Genomic DNA, 16616 nt, shown 5'->3' with positions numbered 1-16616 from the left:
CCTGCCCCCGAGCTGTAATCCTGTCTTGGTGGGCCATGTCATACCCCGGCGCCACGGCCAAGCCAAGGGCCGGATTATGCACAATTCCGCTGACTGCGTGTGCCCTTGCCAAAAAAAATAAACCGAACTAATCAGTTTAGCGTAGAAAATACACAAGCCGACGCCCATCTTTCACTATACTACCCCGGCCTAAGCCGGCAAATTTTTTAAGGAGACCAGCTTTATGCGTCTGATTTCATTCATCAATGCCGCCTTGGTGATTGTCGCGCTGTATTTCCTTGTTTTTGAGCGTGACGCGCTGTTCGCCTTTGCAGGCCGAGGTGACGTCGAGGAAAGCGCCCCATCTGAGACTGAAGAGGCGGTGGTCTCGCTGGCCAATGAAAATGCTGTGCGCGTAGTCGCCCTGCGCTCGGTCGCGCGCGAGATTGACAGCGCCGTCCTGTTGCGTGGCCAGACAAAAGCCAACCGTCAGGTCGAAGTGCTGGCCGAGACGACCTCGACCGTAATCTCAGAACCTATGCGCCGCGGTGCCTTTGTTGAGGCGGGCGATTTGCTGTGTGAGCTTGATCCCGGCACCCGCCCCGCAAGTCTGGCGGAAGCGAAGGCAGGCAAGCTTGAGGCCGAAAGCCGTATCCCGGAGGCCGAGGCGCGTCTGGAAGAAGCACATGCCCTTGTGGCCGAGGCCGACATCAACCTGAAAGCCGCCCGCAAACTGTCAGAGACGGGCTTTGGCTCAGAAACCCGCCGCGTCTCCTCCGAGGCCGCGATGAGCAGCGCCGAGGCAGGTATCAAATCGGCTGAAGCCGGGTTGGAAGCCACCCGCGCCGGAATCGAATCCGCCGCTGCCGAGGTTGAAGCTGCCCAACGTGAAATGGATCGGCTGACGATCGAGGCCCCGTTTCAGGGCCTGCTGGAAAGCGACACCGCCGAATTGGGCAGCCTGATGCAACCCGGGACGCTCTGCGCCACGATCATCCAGCTGGACCCGATCAAGCTTGTTGGCTTCGTGCCCGAGACCGAAGTTAACCGCGTTCAGGTCGGGGCGCTGGCCTCGGCCCAACTGGTCACCGGTCGTCAGGTCGAAGGCCGCGTAACCTTCCTCAGCCGTTCGGCAGATGAGACGACCCGCACCTTTGAGGTCGAGATCACCGTACCGAATGAAGACCTGACTATTCGCGATGGCCAGACAGCGACAATCCGTATCTCGGCCGAAGGGGCTAAGGCGCATCTGCTGCCGCAATCAGCCCTGACCCTCAGCAACGAAGGGCAGTTGGGCGTGCGCACGGTCGGCGCGGGCGATGTGGTCGATTTCATGCCGGTCCGTGTGTTGCGCGATACGGCAGAGGGCGTTTGGATCGACGGTCTGCCTGAAACCACGGACATCATTGTGGTCGGGCAGGAGTTCGTCGTCAAAGGCGTCACCGTGAACCCGACCTATCAGGAGGTCACGCAATGACGGGTATCGTCAGCTGGGCCGCTGACCGGGCCCGCATGGTTCTGGCCTTCATCCTGATCTCGCTGGTCATCGGCGGGTTCGCCTATGTCAACCTGCCGAAAGAGGGCGAGCCGGATATAGAGGTCCCTGCCCTGTTCGTATCGGTCGTCTTCCCCGGAATCTCAGCCGAGGATTCCGAGAACCTGCTGGTCAAGCCGATGGAGACCGAGCTGGCAGACCTGGACGGTCTCAAAGAGATGACCGCCACCGCAGCCGAGGGCTATGCAGGCCTGTTCCTTGAGTTCGAATTCGGCTGGGACAAGACAGCGATCACCGCCGATGTCCGCGATGCGATGAACAGTGCACAGGCCGAGTTCCCGGACGGTGCCGAGCAATATTCGCTGAGCGAGCTTAACTTCTCCGAATTCCCCATCGTCATCGTCAACCTGACCGGCGCGGTGCCCGAACGAACCATGGCGCGTATCGCCAAGGACCTGCAGGACGACATCGAAGCGCTGGACTCCGTGCTTGAGGCTGGGATCGCTGGCAACCGGGATGAGCTGCTTGAGGTCATCATCGACCCTCTGCGCCTTGAGGCGTACAACGTCACTGCCAATGAGCTGATTACGGTTGTGCAAAACAACAACCAGTTGATTGCGGCGGGCGAAGTGGACAGCGCGCAAGGGGCCTTTTCGGTCAAAATCCCCTCGTCCTTCAAAACCGCGCAGGACGTGTATGGCTTGCCCATCAAGGTCAACGGCGACCGGGTCGTCACTCTGGGTGAATTGGCCGAAATCAACTACACGTTTGAGGACCGCGAAGGCACGGCCCGGTTCGACAACGTGCCGACCGTCGCTTTGCAGGTTGTCAAGCGCAAAGGCTTCAACCTGATCGACACGGTCGAGCAGGTCAAAGCGACTATCGCTGAAGCGCAAACCAAATGGCCCGCTGAATTGCAGGCGGCGGTGGATGTGGGCACCTCGAACGACCAAAGCCGGATCGTTGGGTCCATGGTCAGCCAGTTGGAAGGCTCGGTCCTGACGGCGATTGCGCTGGTGATGATCGTGGTTCTGGCCTCGCTGGGATCGCGGGCGGCGCTTTTGGTGGGCTTTGCGATTCCGACCTCGTTCCTACTGTGCTTTGCCTTTCTCGCGGTCATGGGGGTCAGCATTTCGAACATCGTTATGTTCGGTCTGATCCTGGCCGTTGGTATGCTGGTGGATGGCGCGATCGTTGTGGTCGAATATGCCGACAAGCGCATCAAAGAGGGCGTCGGCCCGATGCATGCCTATGTCGAGGCGGCGCAGCGCATGTTCTGGCCCATCGTCTCCTCCACGGCCACGACCCTCTGCGCCTTCCTGCCGATGCTGTTCTGGCCCGGTATTCCGGGTGAGTTCATGGGCATGCTTCCGGTCACGCTGATTTTTGTTCTCTCGGCCTCGCTGATCGTGGCGCTGATCTACCTGCCGGTTATGGGCGGTGTCTCGGGCCGTTTGAGCCGCATCTTCGACCGTGCCTCTGACTGGTTGCGCGGTCGCACGCCTTGGTGGCTGCGCGCCGTTCTGGTCCCCCCGTCCTTCTATCTGGTCTTCCTCGGCGCGATGCAGGTGCTGAACCCCTCTTATCTGGTCGAGGGAGGCAGCTCTCTCCTCGGGGCCGTTCTGATGATCCTCGGAGCTTTCGCCGGGTCGGTCACGCTAGGCGCGGCCCGGATCGAGCGCAAACCCGATACCAAGGTTCACACGGCCAAGGAACACACGCCCTTCGGCTATGTCATCAAGTTCCTCGTGGGCAATCCGGTAATGCCGATCGTCTCGATCGCTGCCGTTATCATGGCTGTGATGACGGTGATTTCGGTATTCGGCGAAAACAACCGAGGCGTCGAGTTCTTCGTCGAAAGCGAGCCGGAACAGGCCACGGCTTACGTCCGCGCGCGGGGCAACCTTTCGTTGATGGAAAAAGACGCCATGGTGCTGGCCGCCGAACAGGTGATTGCCGCGCATCCGGCCGTGATCAACGTCTTCTCGTTTGCGGGCGAAGGCGGGCTAACGCAGAACAATGGCGGCGCGCAAGACCCGGCAGACACGGTTGGACGCGTCCAGTTCGAAATCATCCCATGGGAAGACCGTCCCAACGTCTCGGAGCCCATTCTGGGTGGGCTGTTTGACCGGCATTTCATCGCCCCCGAATATGATGGCGACTATGTCCTGGAAGAACTGAACACCCAACTGGCCGAGTTGCCCGGTTTCGAGGTCGAGATTTTGGCGCTGGAGCAAGGCCCAGCCTCGGCCAAACCCGTTCATCTGCGGATGAAGGGTGACGCGTGGGAGCCGCTGACTGCTGCTACTGTCGCCGCCCGAGAGGTTTTCGACACGACCCCCGGCCTGATCAAGATAGAAGACACCCTGCCCCTGCCTGGAATCGACTGGCAGATCGACGTTGACGTCGCCAAAGCAGGCCGATTTGGCGCCGATGTGGCCACTGTTGGGGCCATGGTGCAGCTGGTCACGCGCGGTATTCTTCTGGGCGAAATGCGCCCCGACACTACGGATGAAGAGATCGAGATCCGTGTCCGCCTACCCGAAGAAGATCGTGTCCTGTCAACGCTTGATACATTGAAGGTGCGCACGGCGGACGGCCTTGTGCCTCTTTCCAACTTCGTCACCCGTCAGCCGGTCGCCAAACTGGCCGAAATCAACCGTGTTGATCAGGAACGCTATTATGACGTCAAAGCCGATGTCGAAGCTGGCCTGAGCAAAGCAGTGGTCGCTGGACCAGACGGTGGCGAAAAGCGATTGGCCGTTCTGCGCGCGGTTGCGGATGGGGCTGAGCCGTCCTCAGCTGCGATCACAGCGCCCAATGGCAAGCAGTACGATCTGGTGCAACTGACCGAGGCCGAGACGACCGAGGAGCTGCGCACCGCCGTTGAAAATGGTGAGGCAAGCATCGCGCCGATCAATCCCAACGAACGTATCGCCGTCCTGACCGAATGGCTGAACACTAACCCATTCGACCCTTCGATCACGTGGGAATGGACCGGTGATCAAGAGGAACAGGCCGAAAGCCAGGCCTTCCTGTCCAGCGCGTTTCTGGCGGCCCTCGGGCTGATGTTCGTGATCCTGCTGGCGCAGTTCAACAGCTTCTACAACTCGGTTCTGGTTTTGCTGGCAGTTGTACTTTCCACAACCGGCGTTCTGATCGGAATGCTGGTGATGGAGCAACCCTTCTCGATCATCATGACCGGTACGGGGATCGTCGCTCTGGCAGGGATCGTTGTGAACAACAACATCGTTCTGATCGACACCTATCAGGAGTACAGCCGCTACATGCCGCGGATCGACGCGATCGTGCGCACGGCTGAGGCTCGGATTCGCCCGGTTCTGCTGACAACGCTGACCACTATGGCCGGTCTGACGCCGATGATGTTTGGCCTGTCGCTGGACTTCATCAATGGTGGCTACACGATCGACAGCCCCACAGCACTGTGGTGGAAACAGCTGGCAACCGCTGTGGTCTTTGGCCTCGGCATCGCCACCGTGCTGACCCTGATCGTGACGCCATCGATGCTGGCCCTGCGGGTCTGGGTGACAACCTATGCCATCTGGCTGGGCAAACTTCTGGCGAGGGTCACAGCAGGCCGGTCCAGCCAGATCGCGAAGGACATGGCTATCGGCCAAAGCGCTCGGGCCGCTCAAGCGACCGAGATCGTCTGGGACGAACAGCCTGCGCCTCGGCCCGAGCAGGCTACAGGGACGGAAGAGGATCACCCGACCATCCCGCCCGGGTCACCGCTAAAAGCAGCTGAATAAACAAAAAAATGGCGAGCCGATGGCCCGCCATTTTTGTTTCTTCAAACGTCTTTCTATTCCGAGAACGCGTATTCGCCCAGATCGCACAGGTCCAGGTCGTAGTCCTCAACCGCGCTGCCGTCATCAAACACGCCGCGAATATCATAGACGCAGGTCACAAGCCCATCCGCGATCAATACATCGATCTCATAGTCTGGGGCGAGGTATCCACCCTGCAGAAGGTTCCCCTCCCAACTGCCGGATGACGCGGGGGAGACATTGAACTCGACCAGATCCGCGCTGGTTTCATTGACCAGCAGAAACTCCAGATCTTCGGCTGACGCGGCAGATGCTGCGAGTGTCAAACCGAGTATCAAGGAGGTGACGACTTTCTTCATTCTTTGCTCTTTCCTGTTCGATGGTAAAACCAAGCCTAACGCGATACTGCGCTAGCTGTGGTTTCAACCAGTGGACGAGTCGCGTCAAACAGAAAATCTCAGGCAGCCTGCGTGTCGGCCTGCTGGCGGCTCCACAATTGGGCGTAGCGACCTTCGCGCGCCAACAACGAATCATGAGTGCCCTGCTCGATGATCTCACCGCTTTCCAGAACCACTATCTGGTCGGCCTCGGCAATCGTGCTCAGACGGTGCGCGATGGTGATCACGGTCCGCCCTTCACCCGCACGGGCAAGAGCATCCTTGATCTCCTGCTCAGTATCGGTGTCGAGGGCCGAGGTCGCCTCATCCAGGAGCAGAATGGGCGGGTTCTTGAGCAGCGTCCGCGCGATGCCCACACGCTGCTTTTCTCCGCCTGACAGCTTGAGCCCACGCTCACCCACCTTGGTGTCATATCCTTCGGGTAGAGAGGCGATGAAATCATGGATTTGTGCTGCGCGCGCGGCCTCTTCCACATCGGCTTGCGTTGCGCCGTCGCGGCCATAGGCAATGTTGTAGCGGATGGTGTCGTTGAACAACACCGTGTCCTGCGGCACAACGCCGATGGCCGCGTGAAGGCTGGTCTGAGCCACATCCCGCACGTCCTGGCCATCGATTTTCAACGCCCCGCCGGTCACGTCGTAAAACCGGAACAACAACCGCCCGATGGTGGATTTCCCGGACCCCGTCGCGCCGACAATGGCGACGGTCTGCCCTGCAGGCACCGACAGCGACACCCCTTTGAGGATCTCGCGCTCCGGATCATAACCAAAGCGCACATTCTGCAGGGTCACCTCGCCACCATTGACCTTCAGGTCCGGAGCGTCCGGCTTGTCTTTCACCTCCGCAGGTTGTTCCAAAAGGTCGAACATCTGGCCCATATCGACCAGCGCCTGCCGAATCTCGCGATACACGGTGCCCAGAAAGTTCAGCGGCACGGTGATCTGGATCATGTAGGCATTCACCATGACGAAATCGCCAACCGTAAGCGTGCCGTTCTGAACCCCGATTGCCGCCAGGACCATCACTCCGATGAGGCCGCAGGTTATCAGGAAGGACTGCCCGAAATTCAGGAAGGCCAGCGAATAGGCGGTTTTCAAAGCCGCCCCGGCATAGGCCTTCATCGACATGTCATAGCGGTTCGCTTCGCGCTGTTCGGCGTTGAAATACTTGACGGTTTCGAAATTCAGCAGGCTGTCGATGGCGCGCTGGTTCGCTTCGGTATCCTGATCATTCATCTCGCGGCGCAGCTTCACGCGCCATTCGGTGACGGCAAAGGTAAACCAGATGTAAAGCGCGATGGTGACAGCCACGACGACTAGATACCAGACATCGAACAGCCACATCAGAATGATCGCGACAAGCAGCAGCTCCAAGATCAGCGGCCCGATGGAAAACAGCAGGAACCGAAGAAGGAACTCGACGCCCTTGACCCCGCGCTCGATAATCCGGCTGAGGCCGCCGGTCCGGCGTCCAACGTGATAGCGCATGGACAGTTGGTGGATATGCTGAAAAGTCTCCAACGCGAGCGCTCGCAAGGCCCGTTGGCCAACGGGGGCAAAGGCTGCATCGCGCAATTGCTGAAAACCAACGGTCATCATCCGGGCGACACCATAGGCCACGGTCAGCCCCACCGCGCCAAGGGCCAGCGGGGGCACGCCCTCGCCCGCCAGACCGTCCACCGCGCCCTTGTACAGGATCGGCGTATAGACGGCGATCAGCTTGGCCAACACCAGCATCGCCATGGCAATCACAACACGGCGCTTCACCCATGGCTCATCATCAGGCCACATATAGGGCGCAACCTTGCGGATCGTCCGCCAGCCAGAGCGGCGCTCGTCAATTCCGGCCAATTCGTCCGATGTCATGGGGGGCATACGTCGTATTACCTGCCTAGTGTGAAGTGCAATATGGGCTCCGGCCCGAGAAAGGCCAGAGCCTGAGCTTATTCAGGAATGGTGAACACCTGCCCCGGGAAGATCAGGTCCGGGTCGCGGATCAGCTCTCGGTTGGCGTCGAACAGGCGAACGTATAGCACGCCGTCTCCGAACCGCTCACGCGAGATGGCCCACAGGGTGTCGCCCGCTTGAACCGTTACCGAACGGATCGGCGCAGGGGTTTCCTGCGGTTGCTCCGAGGTCTGCGCCTCGGCCGCCTGCAACACCTCGACGGGTTCACGTTTGAAAGGCGTTTCAACCCGGCTCAGGACTGTGCCGTCGGAATGCACCTCGTCCACTCGCAGGGTGTAGACGCCGGGGTCGATTCCCTCGAGGTCGCCCCGCCAATTGCCATCCTCTTGTGGAGTCACATCCGCCACCAGACGGTTGTTGAGGTATATCCGTACAGCCGATCCTTCGTTGAGACGGCCTGTCAGTTGCACATCGCCGGTGTCTGAATAGCCGATTGTGTCCAGCTCAACCTGCTCGGGCGCGGAGTTCTCTTCGGACGGGGATTGCACCAGCTCTACCCCATCCTCGCCTGAACGCAGGATGGCAACCTGTTGGTTTTCAGCAGGAGTTTCAGTTGCTTCTTCCGCGGTCGACTCAGCGTCAACAACGGCCTCTTCTGTATCCGCTGCAGTGTTCTGGGTTTCGGCACTGGCATCTGCAGTTTTTGTAACGGTGTCCTCGGCTTCTGTGCCCGCGTCTGCGGTGTCCGTATCCGCCTCCGCAGCTTCCGTACCCGCCTGCGCAGTTTCCGTACTGGCGTCCGAGGCTTCTGCACCCGCGTCTGCGATTTCCGTCGGCTGCTCGGGGTCAACGGCTGCCACAGTCGTATCTTCCGCCTCAGGCTGGGGGTCTTCAGCAACTTCCGGTTCCGAGGGCGCCTCCTCGGCCGTAGGCGCTGGCTCTTCGGGGGCGGGCTCTGGCAGGGCTGCGATCAGATAGTCGTCGGATCGAACGGTTTCATCCCCATCCGTTGATTGCAGAGCAAGGCCGCGCGGATCATCACTGAACGGGACCGCAACGAATTCGGCGAACTGGCCCGTCTCATCGACCGAAAACTGATGCACGACCTCGCCGTTCAGCACCACGTCAACATCACTGCCCGGCTCGGCCTCACCCGAAAGCAACGCGCTGCCATCCGGCGACACGAAAATCTGGTCCAAAGCCGGAGGAGTCGTGGGAGCGGCCTCAACCGCGACCTCTTCGGGCTGGGCTTCGGGGTCTTCGGCCACGGGTTCCTCAGCCTCGGCTTCGGCGATAGCCACCTCTGGCTCGGGTGCGGGCTCCTGCGAGGCCTCTTCTTCCGGTGCAACCTCCTGCGCAGGGGTTTCCTCTGCAACCTCAACCTGTTCCTGAACAGGTTCCGAGCCGCTTGAAAACATACCCGACAAATACAGACCACCGGCCGCAAGTATTGCCACAAGGCCAACAAGCAGCCCCCAGATGAAGCTGCCCGAGCTTCCGCTTCCCGATGTGCCGTTCATTCTTTCCCTTTCATTCCGCCGCGAAACTGATGTGAGTGACTCGTGTTCCGGCGGACAGTTGAGCCAACCTATCAATCTCGCTATCAGGGGTCAAAACGTCTGAAACAAGCCCGGAGCGCACCTGTCATGTCCCAGAAATCCGTCTGTGTGTATTGCGGGTCACGCAATGGCACAAATCCCGCCTATTCTGAAGCCGCCAAGCAGTTGGGAACCGCGCTGGCGCAGGAAGGCTGGCGGTTGGTTTACGGGGCCGGAGATGTGGGTCTGATGGGGGAAGTTGCGCGCGCCACGCAATCTGCCGGTGGCGAGACCTTCGGCGTTATCCCGGTGCATCTGGTCCAGCGCGAAGTAGGCAAAAGCGACCTGACGCATTACGTGATCACCGAGACGATGCACGAGCGCAAGAAAGTAATGATCATGAATGCGGACGCCGTCGTGGTGCTGCCTGGAGGGCCGGGATCACTGGATGAGTTGTTCGAGGCCCTGACTTGGCGGCAGTTGGGCCTGCATGATAAGCCAATTGTGGTGGTGAATGTGGGGGGATATTGGGATAAGCTCTGCGACCTTTTGGAACAGGTGATCGAACAGGGCTTTGCCGATCAGTCTCTGTCAAGTTTCGTAACGTGGGTCGAGGATGCGGACGCGGCCATCGCCGCTTTGCGGTAGGCAGATTTGTGGGCGGCCGAAGCCGCCCGTTTTCATTCACGCTAAACGTGGCGCAGGGCGAAGGCGCTGTTTCAGCACCTGTTCGACCTTGTGAAGCGGGTGGTTGGTCAGGGTTTTATCCACCTCGGCCACGACTTTGGCCAGCACCTCACTATGCAGCCTGCGCCGCAGCAAACCCAGGACATGTGGGCTAGCCACCAGAACAAGCCTTTGGAATTTGCCTTTCAGCCCTTTGCGGTTCAGAAGATTAGCGAGGTCTTGCACGAACAGCGATTTCGCATGGGATTTCCAATCTGGCTCCTCAACCGCCGATTTCTGGTTCGGTCCCGGATCAGACCGACGCCCAGCCCGGTCAGTGGGGCGGTCTTGGGCCTCTTGCTCCTCAACCGAAACAACAACCAGATTGGGGTCTTCGGCATCGGTGATGTTCTCGACGAACAGCGCCTTTTCCCCATCCGCGATAACAACCCAGGTTCCCTGTTCAAGTGCAGCCATTATGCTCTCCCGTAGTGGTTTCCATGGCTATCCCTCCTCTATTGGGCACAAGTTCTTTGCTTCGCGGCCAGAGCGTTCTGGCGCGGTGTTTGCCTGCGCTTCCAAATGGGTGCGGTTCTCTCCCTCCGCTGTATTTACTTAAGTACTGGCGGACCGGGTACAATCCCGTCTCATACCGAAACTTGACGTATCGGCAAGTTTTCACCTGCGCTTCATGTTCGAGTAGATTGCGGACCTAGTGGATGCCTGCGGTCAGACCCCGCATCAGCCATCGCTGCAGCCCAATCACCACCACAGCCGGAGGCAGCAGCGCCAAAAGCGCCAGAACCATACCCGCCGTTCCACCAAAGCCCGAATAGGCCATGCCGCGCACCAAGGTGTCATGGTCCTGACTGGTGGTGGTGATCATGATCGGCCAGACATACTGGTTCCACCCCAGCACAAACAGGATCGCGAATACAGCCGCGATCATCGGCAGAGACAGTGGGACAATGATATCGACCAGCACACGCAGCGGTCCGGCGCCATCCATCTGGGCGGCCTCCATCACTTCATTTGGGATCTGCCGCATGTATTGACGGAAGACCAGCACGCCCAGACCGCTGGCCGTGATCGGCAGGATCATCCCGGCGTAGGAATTGAGCAGCCCAAGATCACTGGCGACGGCGAAGGTCGGCAAGATCCGGGTCTCGATCGGAAAGAACATCGCGATCAGGATCACGCCGTAGATCAACCCGCTGCAAGGCAATCGAAAGAACACCAACGCATAGGCGGCCATCATCGACATCACGCTTTTCAAGATGGCAACGCCAAGGGCGAGCACTAGCGAATTCCACATCATCGCCCCTGCCCCAATGCCTGCGCTGCTGAGGCCACCACGCCAGACCCGCTGAACCAAGGCCCAGAGCTCGGGCAGATCAAGGGCCGTGAGCAACTGCCAAAGCAGCAGGCAGACCGGCCCGCACATCAAGGCAACGCCCGCCAGAAGAATCGCGTGATCGAGGAGATGGTTTCCACGCAAGCTTGAGGTCCAATCGTCAAAATGGCGGTTTGCCAGTTGGTTACAGCAGGACTGTCACGGTTGAGGCGGTCCCGCAAGGTTTGCTGCGCGGATTAACCAACCGCGCCACATAAAAACTATGCCAATGAAAAAGGCCTGCCAGCGTCTCCGCCAGCAGGCCCTTGTGCCCAAACGGGACTCTCAGATCACATGCGCGATGCGACGTTTTCCCAGTTCACCAGGTTGTCGAGGAAGTTCGACAGGTAAGCCGGACGCTTGTTGCGGAAGTCGATGTAGTAGGAATGCTCCCACACGTCGCAACCCAGCAGAGCGGTCTGACCAAAGCACAGCGGGTTCACGCCGTTTTCGGTTTTGGTCACGGCCAGCGAGCCGTCAGCGTTTTTGACCAGCCATGCCCAGCCCGAGCCGAACTGACCAGCGCCAGCCGCGCTGAACTGCGACTTGAACTCGTCAACCGAGCCGAAGCTTTCGGTCAGCGCTTTTTCAAGCCCGCCAGGCATCGCGCTTTCGCCGGGGCCCATCATCTCCCAGAACTGGTTGTGGTTCCACAGCTGGCTGATGTTGTTGAAGATACCGTTCTGGGCGACGGCATTTGCGTCGTAGGTACCTACGATGATCTCTTCCAGCGACTTGCCGTCCCACTCGGTGCCAGCTATCAGCTTGTTGCCGTTGTCGACATAGGCTTTGTGGTGCAGGTCGTGGTGATATTCCAGCGTTTCGGCGGACATGCCCTTGGCTGCCAGCGCGTCATGTGCATAAGGAAGATCAGGAAGTTCAAAAGCCATGTCGGCCCCCTGTAAAATAAAAGTTGCGGTTCCTAAGGGTTAAATGCTTTGGCAACCGCCGCAGGTCAAGGGGCGAGACAATAAAACCCGGAGGTCCGCGATGCTGACACAGGCGCGCAAGATGTTTTACCGCGCCCGCGGATACTATGCTGGGAACCTGAATGGTCAGGCGTTCCGGCTGGATCCCTACCATTCCAAATTTTGGCGCAAAGCCTCGGCCGGAGATTGGGAGCCTGAGACCTTCGCCGTTCTCGATCAGTTCCTGTCCCCGGAAGACGACTATCTGGATATTGGCGCATGGATAGGGCCGACAGTCCTCTATGGAGCGCGCAAAGCCCGCCATGTGTATTGCTTTGAGCCCGATCCGACCGCGTTTCGCCATCTGGCCTGGAACCTGGACCTGAACAATATCCGCAATGTCTCGGCCTTTGGGGTCGCTCTGTCGGATCAGTTCGGAGTGGCCCGCATGGCCTCAACCCGAGGAGAGCCAGGCGATTCCACCAGTTCCCTTTTGCATGACGCGGCGCATGGAACGGATGCTTTGACAATCGCATGGGATCAGTTCCAGGCCGCCCAGGATTTAAGCCGCGTCTCGCTGGTGAAAATGGATATCGAAGGGGCCGAGTTCTTTGTCCTGCCTACGTTACTGGACTGGCTGAAACAGAAACGTCCCGCTTTGTTTCTGTCCCTGCATGCGCCACTTTTGGAAGAGGCGAACCGACGTTCCCGTATGGAAAGCCTGCTAGAAAGCCTAAGGTTCTACAACCATCTGTGCGACGAAAACGGACAGCCGGTGACGGTACAGGCGCTGTTGGAACCCGCGGCGCTCAGCCGCTTTCAAACGATCCTTTTACATGATTGAAGTGGGCGCCGTTCGGGCCTCCGATCACTCTTAACTGGTATTCCCAAGGTCGGAACGCAAAAGGCTCCGGCCAAAACCGGAGCCTTTTTTGACATCAGTCGTCGGTTCGTTAGTAAACCCCGACCTCACTGCCCGGCTGCGCCGCAACCTTGAGCAGTTTGAACACATAGTCAGCCGCCGAACGGAAGCAGACGATGCGCAGGGTCTCGTCGTCGTCCATCCAGAATGCACCAGCCACCTGAGCTAGACGCGAACGGCGAATTTGGCCGGGTTGGAAAGCCGCAGGTGACAGATCGACCGGAGCAACCTTGCCCAGAACTTCACGCGCGTTGCTGCCCGTGACTGAGAACACCGCACGGGCGTCCGAGACATTGACGGCCAGCGCATGCGTACCGCCAAGCGCGTTGGCCATCTCGGCCAGTTTGGCCTCAACCTCGGCATAGGGCACAAGCACCAGCAGCTCATCGGTGGACATCCAGCACACGCCGGTATCGCCATCGACCAGAGCCTCACGCTGGCCGGGCATTTTTTGCCCGGTTGCATCCTTGACAGCCTTGGCCAGCACCTTGTCGGACAGATCGCCGCGCAGGGTGATCATGCCCTGCAGGCCGACCTCGGCTACTTTGGCGATACCGTCATAGCTGGCGTGGTTCAGTGCACTGATGGGTTCAGACATTCTGCTTCTCCCCGTCCTTGTCGTAGAAGATCGGATCGACGATCTTGGCTTTGTAGGTTTTGCCATCGGTTCCCGGGAACTCGACAATCTCGCCCATGCGGTCAGGACCGTGCTTGATCAGACCCATCGCGATGCCTTTGTCCAGATTGGACGAGTAATAGGTCGAGGTCACACGCCCGATCATGTTGCGCTGACCGTTGGCATTGACGCCCTCGCCGACCGCATAGGCACCGTCCGGCAGAACCGATCCATCCACAGTCTCCAGACCGACCAGTTTCCAACGCTCTGAATCGGCCATATGGGTCCGCGAATGGGCGCGTTTGCCGAGGTAATCCTCTTTCTTCTTGGACAGCGCCCAATGCAGCCCCAGATCCTGCGGGATCACGGTGCCGTCGGTCTCATCGCCGATCATGATAAAGCCCTTCTCGGCCCGCAGGATGTGCAGACATTCGGTGCCGTAAGGCATCACGCCGAACTCTTTGCCCGCGTCGATCAGAGCGTCCCAGAACGCTTGACCCTGGCTTGCAGGGACCGCGATCTCATAGGACAGCTCACCCGAGAACGAGATGCGGTAGGCCCGCGCGTCGAACGCGCCGATCTTACCGTCACGCCACTCCATGAAGGGCAGCGCCTCTTTCGAAACGTCCATACCGCCACCGGCTTGAGCATTCAGCTTCTCCAGCACCTTGCGGGCGTTGGGGCCGACTACGGCGACCTGAGCGTATTGCTCGGTGACGTTGGCGACATAGACTTTCCAGTCCCACCACTCGGTCTGCAACCATTCTTCCATGTGCCCATGGATACGCTCGGCCCCGCCGGTGGTGGTGTGGCACAGCCATGTATCTTCGTCGATCCGCGCGACAACACCGTCGTCGATCAGGAAGCCGTTCTCTGAACACATCAGGCCGTAGCGGCATTTCCCGACCTTCAGCGTGGACATCATGTTGGTGTACATCATGTCCAGGAACTTGCCCGCATCGGGTCCTTTGACGATCAGTTTCCCCAGTGTCGACGCATCCAGCAGGCCGAGGTTTTCGCGGGTGTTCTTCACCTCACGATTCACCGCGTCATGCACTGATTCACCGGGACGGACATAGGCATAGGTCCGGCGCCAATGGCCGACCGGCTCCCAGTCTGCACCGTTCTGGTCGTGCCAGTTGTGCATCGGCGTTTGACGGATCGGCTGGAACACCTCACCACGTGCTTCACCACCAATCGACGCCAGCGAGATAGGCGTATAGGGCGGACGGAACGTGGTGGTGCCGACCTTCGGAATTTCCGAATCCAACGCATCGGCAAGGATCGCCAAGCCGTTGATGTTGCTCAACTTACCCTGATCGGTTGCCATACCCAGCGTGGTGTAACGCTTGGTGTGTTCGACGCTTTCATAACCTTCGCGCGCAGCCAGCTGAACGTCCGAGACCTTCACGTCGTTCTGGAAGTCCAGCCACGACTTCATGCGCAGCTGGATGTCCGCATTCGCAGGCATCAGCCAGACAGCGGCCATCGGAGCCTCGGCCGTGGTTTCGCCCGTCGGAGCTTTGGTGCGTTTTGCCTTGTAACCGGCCGCCTTCGCTGCTGCTTTACCTGCGGCATCCGCGTCAGTCAGAACGTCTCCGAGAGCCAGCGGACCGTTAGACGAACCCGCGGCGATCACGAAACCCTCGCCGTCTGCGCCCAGCGGAGGACGCTCGGGGTCGGGGCGGAAATGGGCATTCGCCTCATCCCAGATCAGCTTGCCGCCGCAATGCGACCACATGTGAACAACCGGAGACCAGCCGCCCGACATGGCTACTGCATCGCATTCAACCTCTTCCCGAGCACCACCGATGCCTTCCTGGTTGCACAGCGCAACTTTCTTGACACGCTTGCCGCCCTTGACCTTGGCGATGGCCTTGCCGGGATCGACACGGATGCCCAGCTGACGCGCCTCTTCTGCCAGAGGTCCGGCGCTTGCGCGCGCATCGACCACGCGCAGAACATCCACACCGGCTTTCTTAAGGGCAATCGCGGTGCGGTAGGCGTCGTCGTTGTTGGTTGCAACGATCACGCGGTCGCCGGGGGTCACGCCCCAGTTCACCACGTAGTCCCGCATGGCCGAGGCCAGCATCACGCCCGGAACATCGTTGCCCGCGAAAGACAGCGGACGCTCAATCGCGCCGGTTGCTGTCACGACCTGTTTGGCACGGATGCGCCACAGGCGATGACGCGGGCCTTGTACGCCAGGAGTGTGGTCCGTCAGGCGCTCGTAACCCAGCACGTAACCGTGGTCATAGACCCCTGCCGCCATGCAGCGATTGCGCAGGATGACGTTGTCCATTGTTTCGAGTTCAGAAACTAATTGTTCCACGAACTTATCCACAGGCTCACCGTCGATCGTACCGCCATCAACCGGAGCACGACCACCCCAATGCGCGGTCTGCTCGATCAGCATGACCTTGGCACCGGACTGAGCCGCCGCCTTAGCCGCCTGCAGACCGGCAACACCGCCACCGATCACCAGTACATCGGTGAAGTGGTAGAAATGCTCATAGGTGTCTGCGTCACGGTTGTCCTTGTCGGGTGCTTTGCCCAAACCGGCGGACTGACGGATGAACGGCTCGTAGACGTGTTTCCAGAATGGCTTCGGATGGATGAACATCTTGTAGTAGAAGCCCGCCGGCAGGAAGCGCGACAGATGGGTGTTGATCGACCCGATGTCGAACTCGAGGTTCGGCCAGTGGTTCTGCGACACGGATGTCAGACCGTTGAACAGCTCGGTCGTGGTGGCGCGCTGGTTCGGTTCAAACCGGTTGCCTTCGCCCAAACCGACCAGAGCGTTCGGCTCTTCCGCGCCACTGGCAACGACGCCACGCGGACGGTGATACTTGAACGACCGGCCCATCATCATCTGGTCATTGGCCAGCAGGGCAGAGGCAAGCGTGTCACCTTCATAGCCCTGCATCGAGGTGCCGTTGAAGGTAAAGGTAACCTGTTTCGACCGGTCAATCAGCCGGCCTTGATTTGCGAGACGGGTGCTCATGT

The 16616-nt window shown here is 59.6% G+C and carries 12 protein-coding genes; 4 read left to right on the top strand and 8 right to left on the bottom strand.

Annotation, left to right across the window (positions count from 1 at the left end; genetic code table 11):
* Positions 1 to 223: 223 nt before the first annotated feature.
* Positions 224 to 1456, top strand: a complete 1233-nt coding sequence (locus tag ACR0C3_RS16530; protein WP_480759504.1) for an efflux RND transporter periplasmic adaptor subunit — start codon at positions 224 to 226, stop codon at positions 1454 to 1456.
* Entirely contained in the window at positions 1453 to 5244 is a 3792-nt protein-coding gene (locus ACR0C3_RS16525) for an efflux RND transporter permease subunit (protein ID WP_480759502.1), read from the top strand. The genes ACR0C3_RS16530 and ACR0C3_RS16525 overlap by 4 nt, the downstream gene beginning before the upstream one ends.
* Before the next feature lie 53 nt (positions 5245 to 5297).
* Here ACR0C3_RS16525 and ACR0C3_RS16520 read toward each other — a convergent pair whose 3' ends face one another.
* The 3 genes from ACR0C3_RS16520 to ACR0C3_RS16510 all read right to left on the bottom strand — a co-directional run bounded on the left by ACR0C3_RS16520 (position 5298) and on the right by ACR0C3_RS16510 (position 9087).
* The gene (locus ACR0C3_RS16520; protein WP_480759501.1) at positions 5298 to 5621 is read right to left on the bottom strand and encodes a hypothetical protein; all 324 of its coding nucleotides are present in this window, start codon (positions 5619 to 5621) and stop codon (positions 5298 to 5300) included.
* A 98-nt stretch (positions 5622 to 5719) separates the two neighbouring features.
* The gene (locus ACR0C3_RS16515) at positions 5720 to 7525 is read right to left on the bottom strand and encodes an ABCB family ABC transporter ATP-binding protein/permease (protein ID WP_480759500.1); all 1806 of its coding nucleotides are present in this window, start codon (positions 7523 to 7525) and stop codon (positions 5720 to 5722) included.
* 77 nt (positions 7526 to 7602) lie between these two features.
* The gene (locus ACR0C3_RS16510; RefSeq protein ID WP_480759498.1) at positions 7603 to 9087 is read right to left on the bottom strand and encodes a LysM peptidoglycan-binding domain-containing protein; all 1485 of its coding nucleotides are present in this window, start codon (positions 9085 to 9087) and stop codon (positions 7603 to 7605) included.
* Positions 9088 to 9213: 126 nt separating this feature from the next.
* Between ACR0C3_RS16510 and ACR0C3_RS16505 the strand changes: the two genes are divergently transcribed.
* Positions 9214 to 9753 carry a TIGR00730 family Rossman fold protein gene (locus ACR0C3_RS16505; RefSeq protein WP_170721725.1) on the top strand — a complete coding sequence of 180 codons (540 nt, stop codon included), beginning with the start codon at positions 9214 to 9216 and terminating at the stop codon, positions 9751 to 9753.
* Between the two features lie 36 nt (positions 9754 to 9789).
* On the opposite strand, the gene ACR0C3_RS16500 is transcribed toward ACR0C3_RS16505, so the two are convergent.
* The 3 genes from ACR0C3_RS16500 to ACR0C3_RS16490 all read right to left on the bottom strand — a co-directional run bounded on the left by ACR0C3_RS16500 (position 9790) and on the right by ACR0C3_RS16490 (position 12054).
* The gene (locus ACR0C3_RS16500) at positions 9790 to 10248 is read right to left on the bottom strand and encodes a baeRF12 domain-containing protein (protein ID WP_170639532.1); all 459 of its coding nucleotides are present in this window, start codon (positions 10246 to 10248) and stop codon (positions 9790 to 9792) included.
* Between the two features lie 235 nt (positions 10249 to 10483).
* A complete protein-coding gene (locus ACR0C3_RS16495) occupies positions 10484 to 11269 on the bottom strand; it encodes an ABC transporter permease subunit (protein ID WP_480759497.1) in 786 nt (261 codons plus the stop codon).
* A 185-nt stretch (positions 11270 to 11454) separates the two neighbouring features.
* A complete protein-coding gene (locus tag ACR0C3_RS16490) occupies positions 11455 to 12054 on the bottom strand; it encodes a superoxide dismutase (RefSeq protein ID WP_480759495.1) in 600 nt (199 codons plus the stop codon).
* 100 nt (positions 12055 to 12154) lie between these two features.
* On the opposite strand from ACR0C3_RS16490, the gene ACR0C3_RS16485 reads away from it, so the two are divergent.
* On the top strand, positions 12155 to 12916 hold the full coding sequence (locus ACR0C3_RS16485) for an FkbM family methyltransferase (protein ID WP_480759494.1): 762 nt from the start codon (positions 12155 to 12157) through the stop codon (positions 12914 to 12916).
* Between the two features lie 109 nt (positions 12917 to 13025).
* Here the strand turns inward: ACR0C3_RS16485 and ACR0C3_RS16480 are convergent, their stop codons facing one another.
* Positions 13026 to 13592 carry a sarcosine oxidase subunit gamma gene (locus ACR0C3_RS16480; protein ID WP_480759493.1) on the bottom strand — a complete coding sequence of 189 codons (567 nt, stop codon included), beginning with the start codon at positions 13590 to 13592 and terminating at the stop codon, positions 13026 to 13028.
* Entirely contained in the window at positions 13585 to 16614 is a 3030-nt protein-coding gene (locus ACR0C3_RS16475) for a sarcosine oxidase subunit alpha family protein (protein ID WP_480759491.1), read from the bottom strand. The genes ACR0C3_RS16480 and ACR0C3_RS16475 overlap by 8 nt, the downstream gene beginning before the upstream one ends.
* Positions 16615 to 16616: the final 2 nt, after the last annotated feature.

It is taken from the genome of Ruegeria sp. CK3, assembly GCF_056536565.1.
Note: the sequence above shows the minus strand (reverse complement) of the source record. Positions and strands in the feature narration are given on the sequence as shown.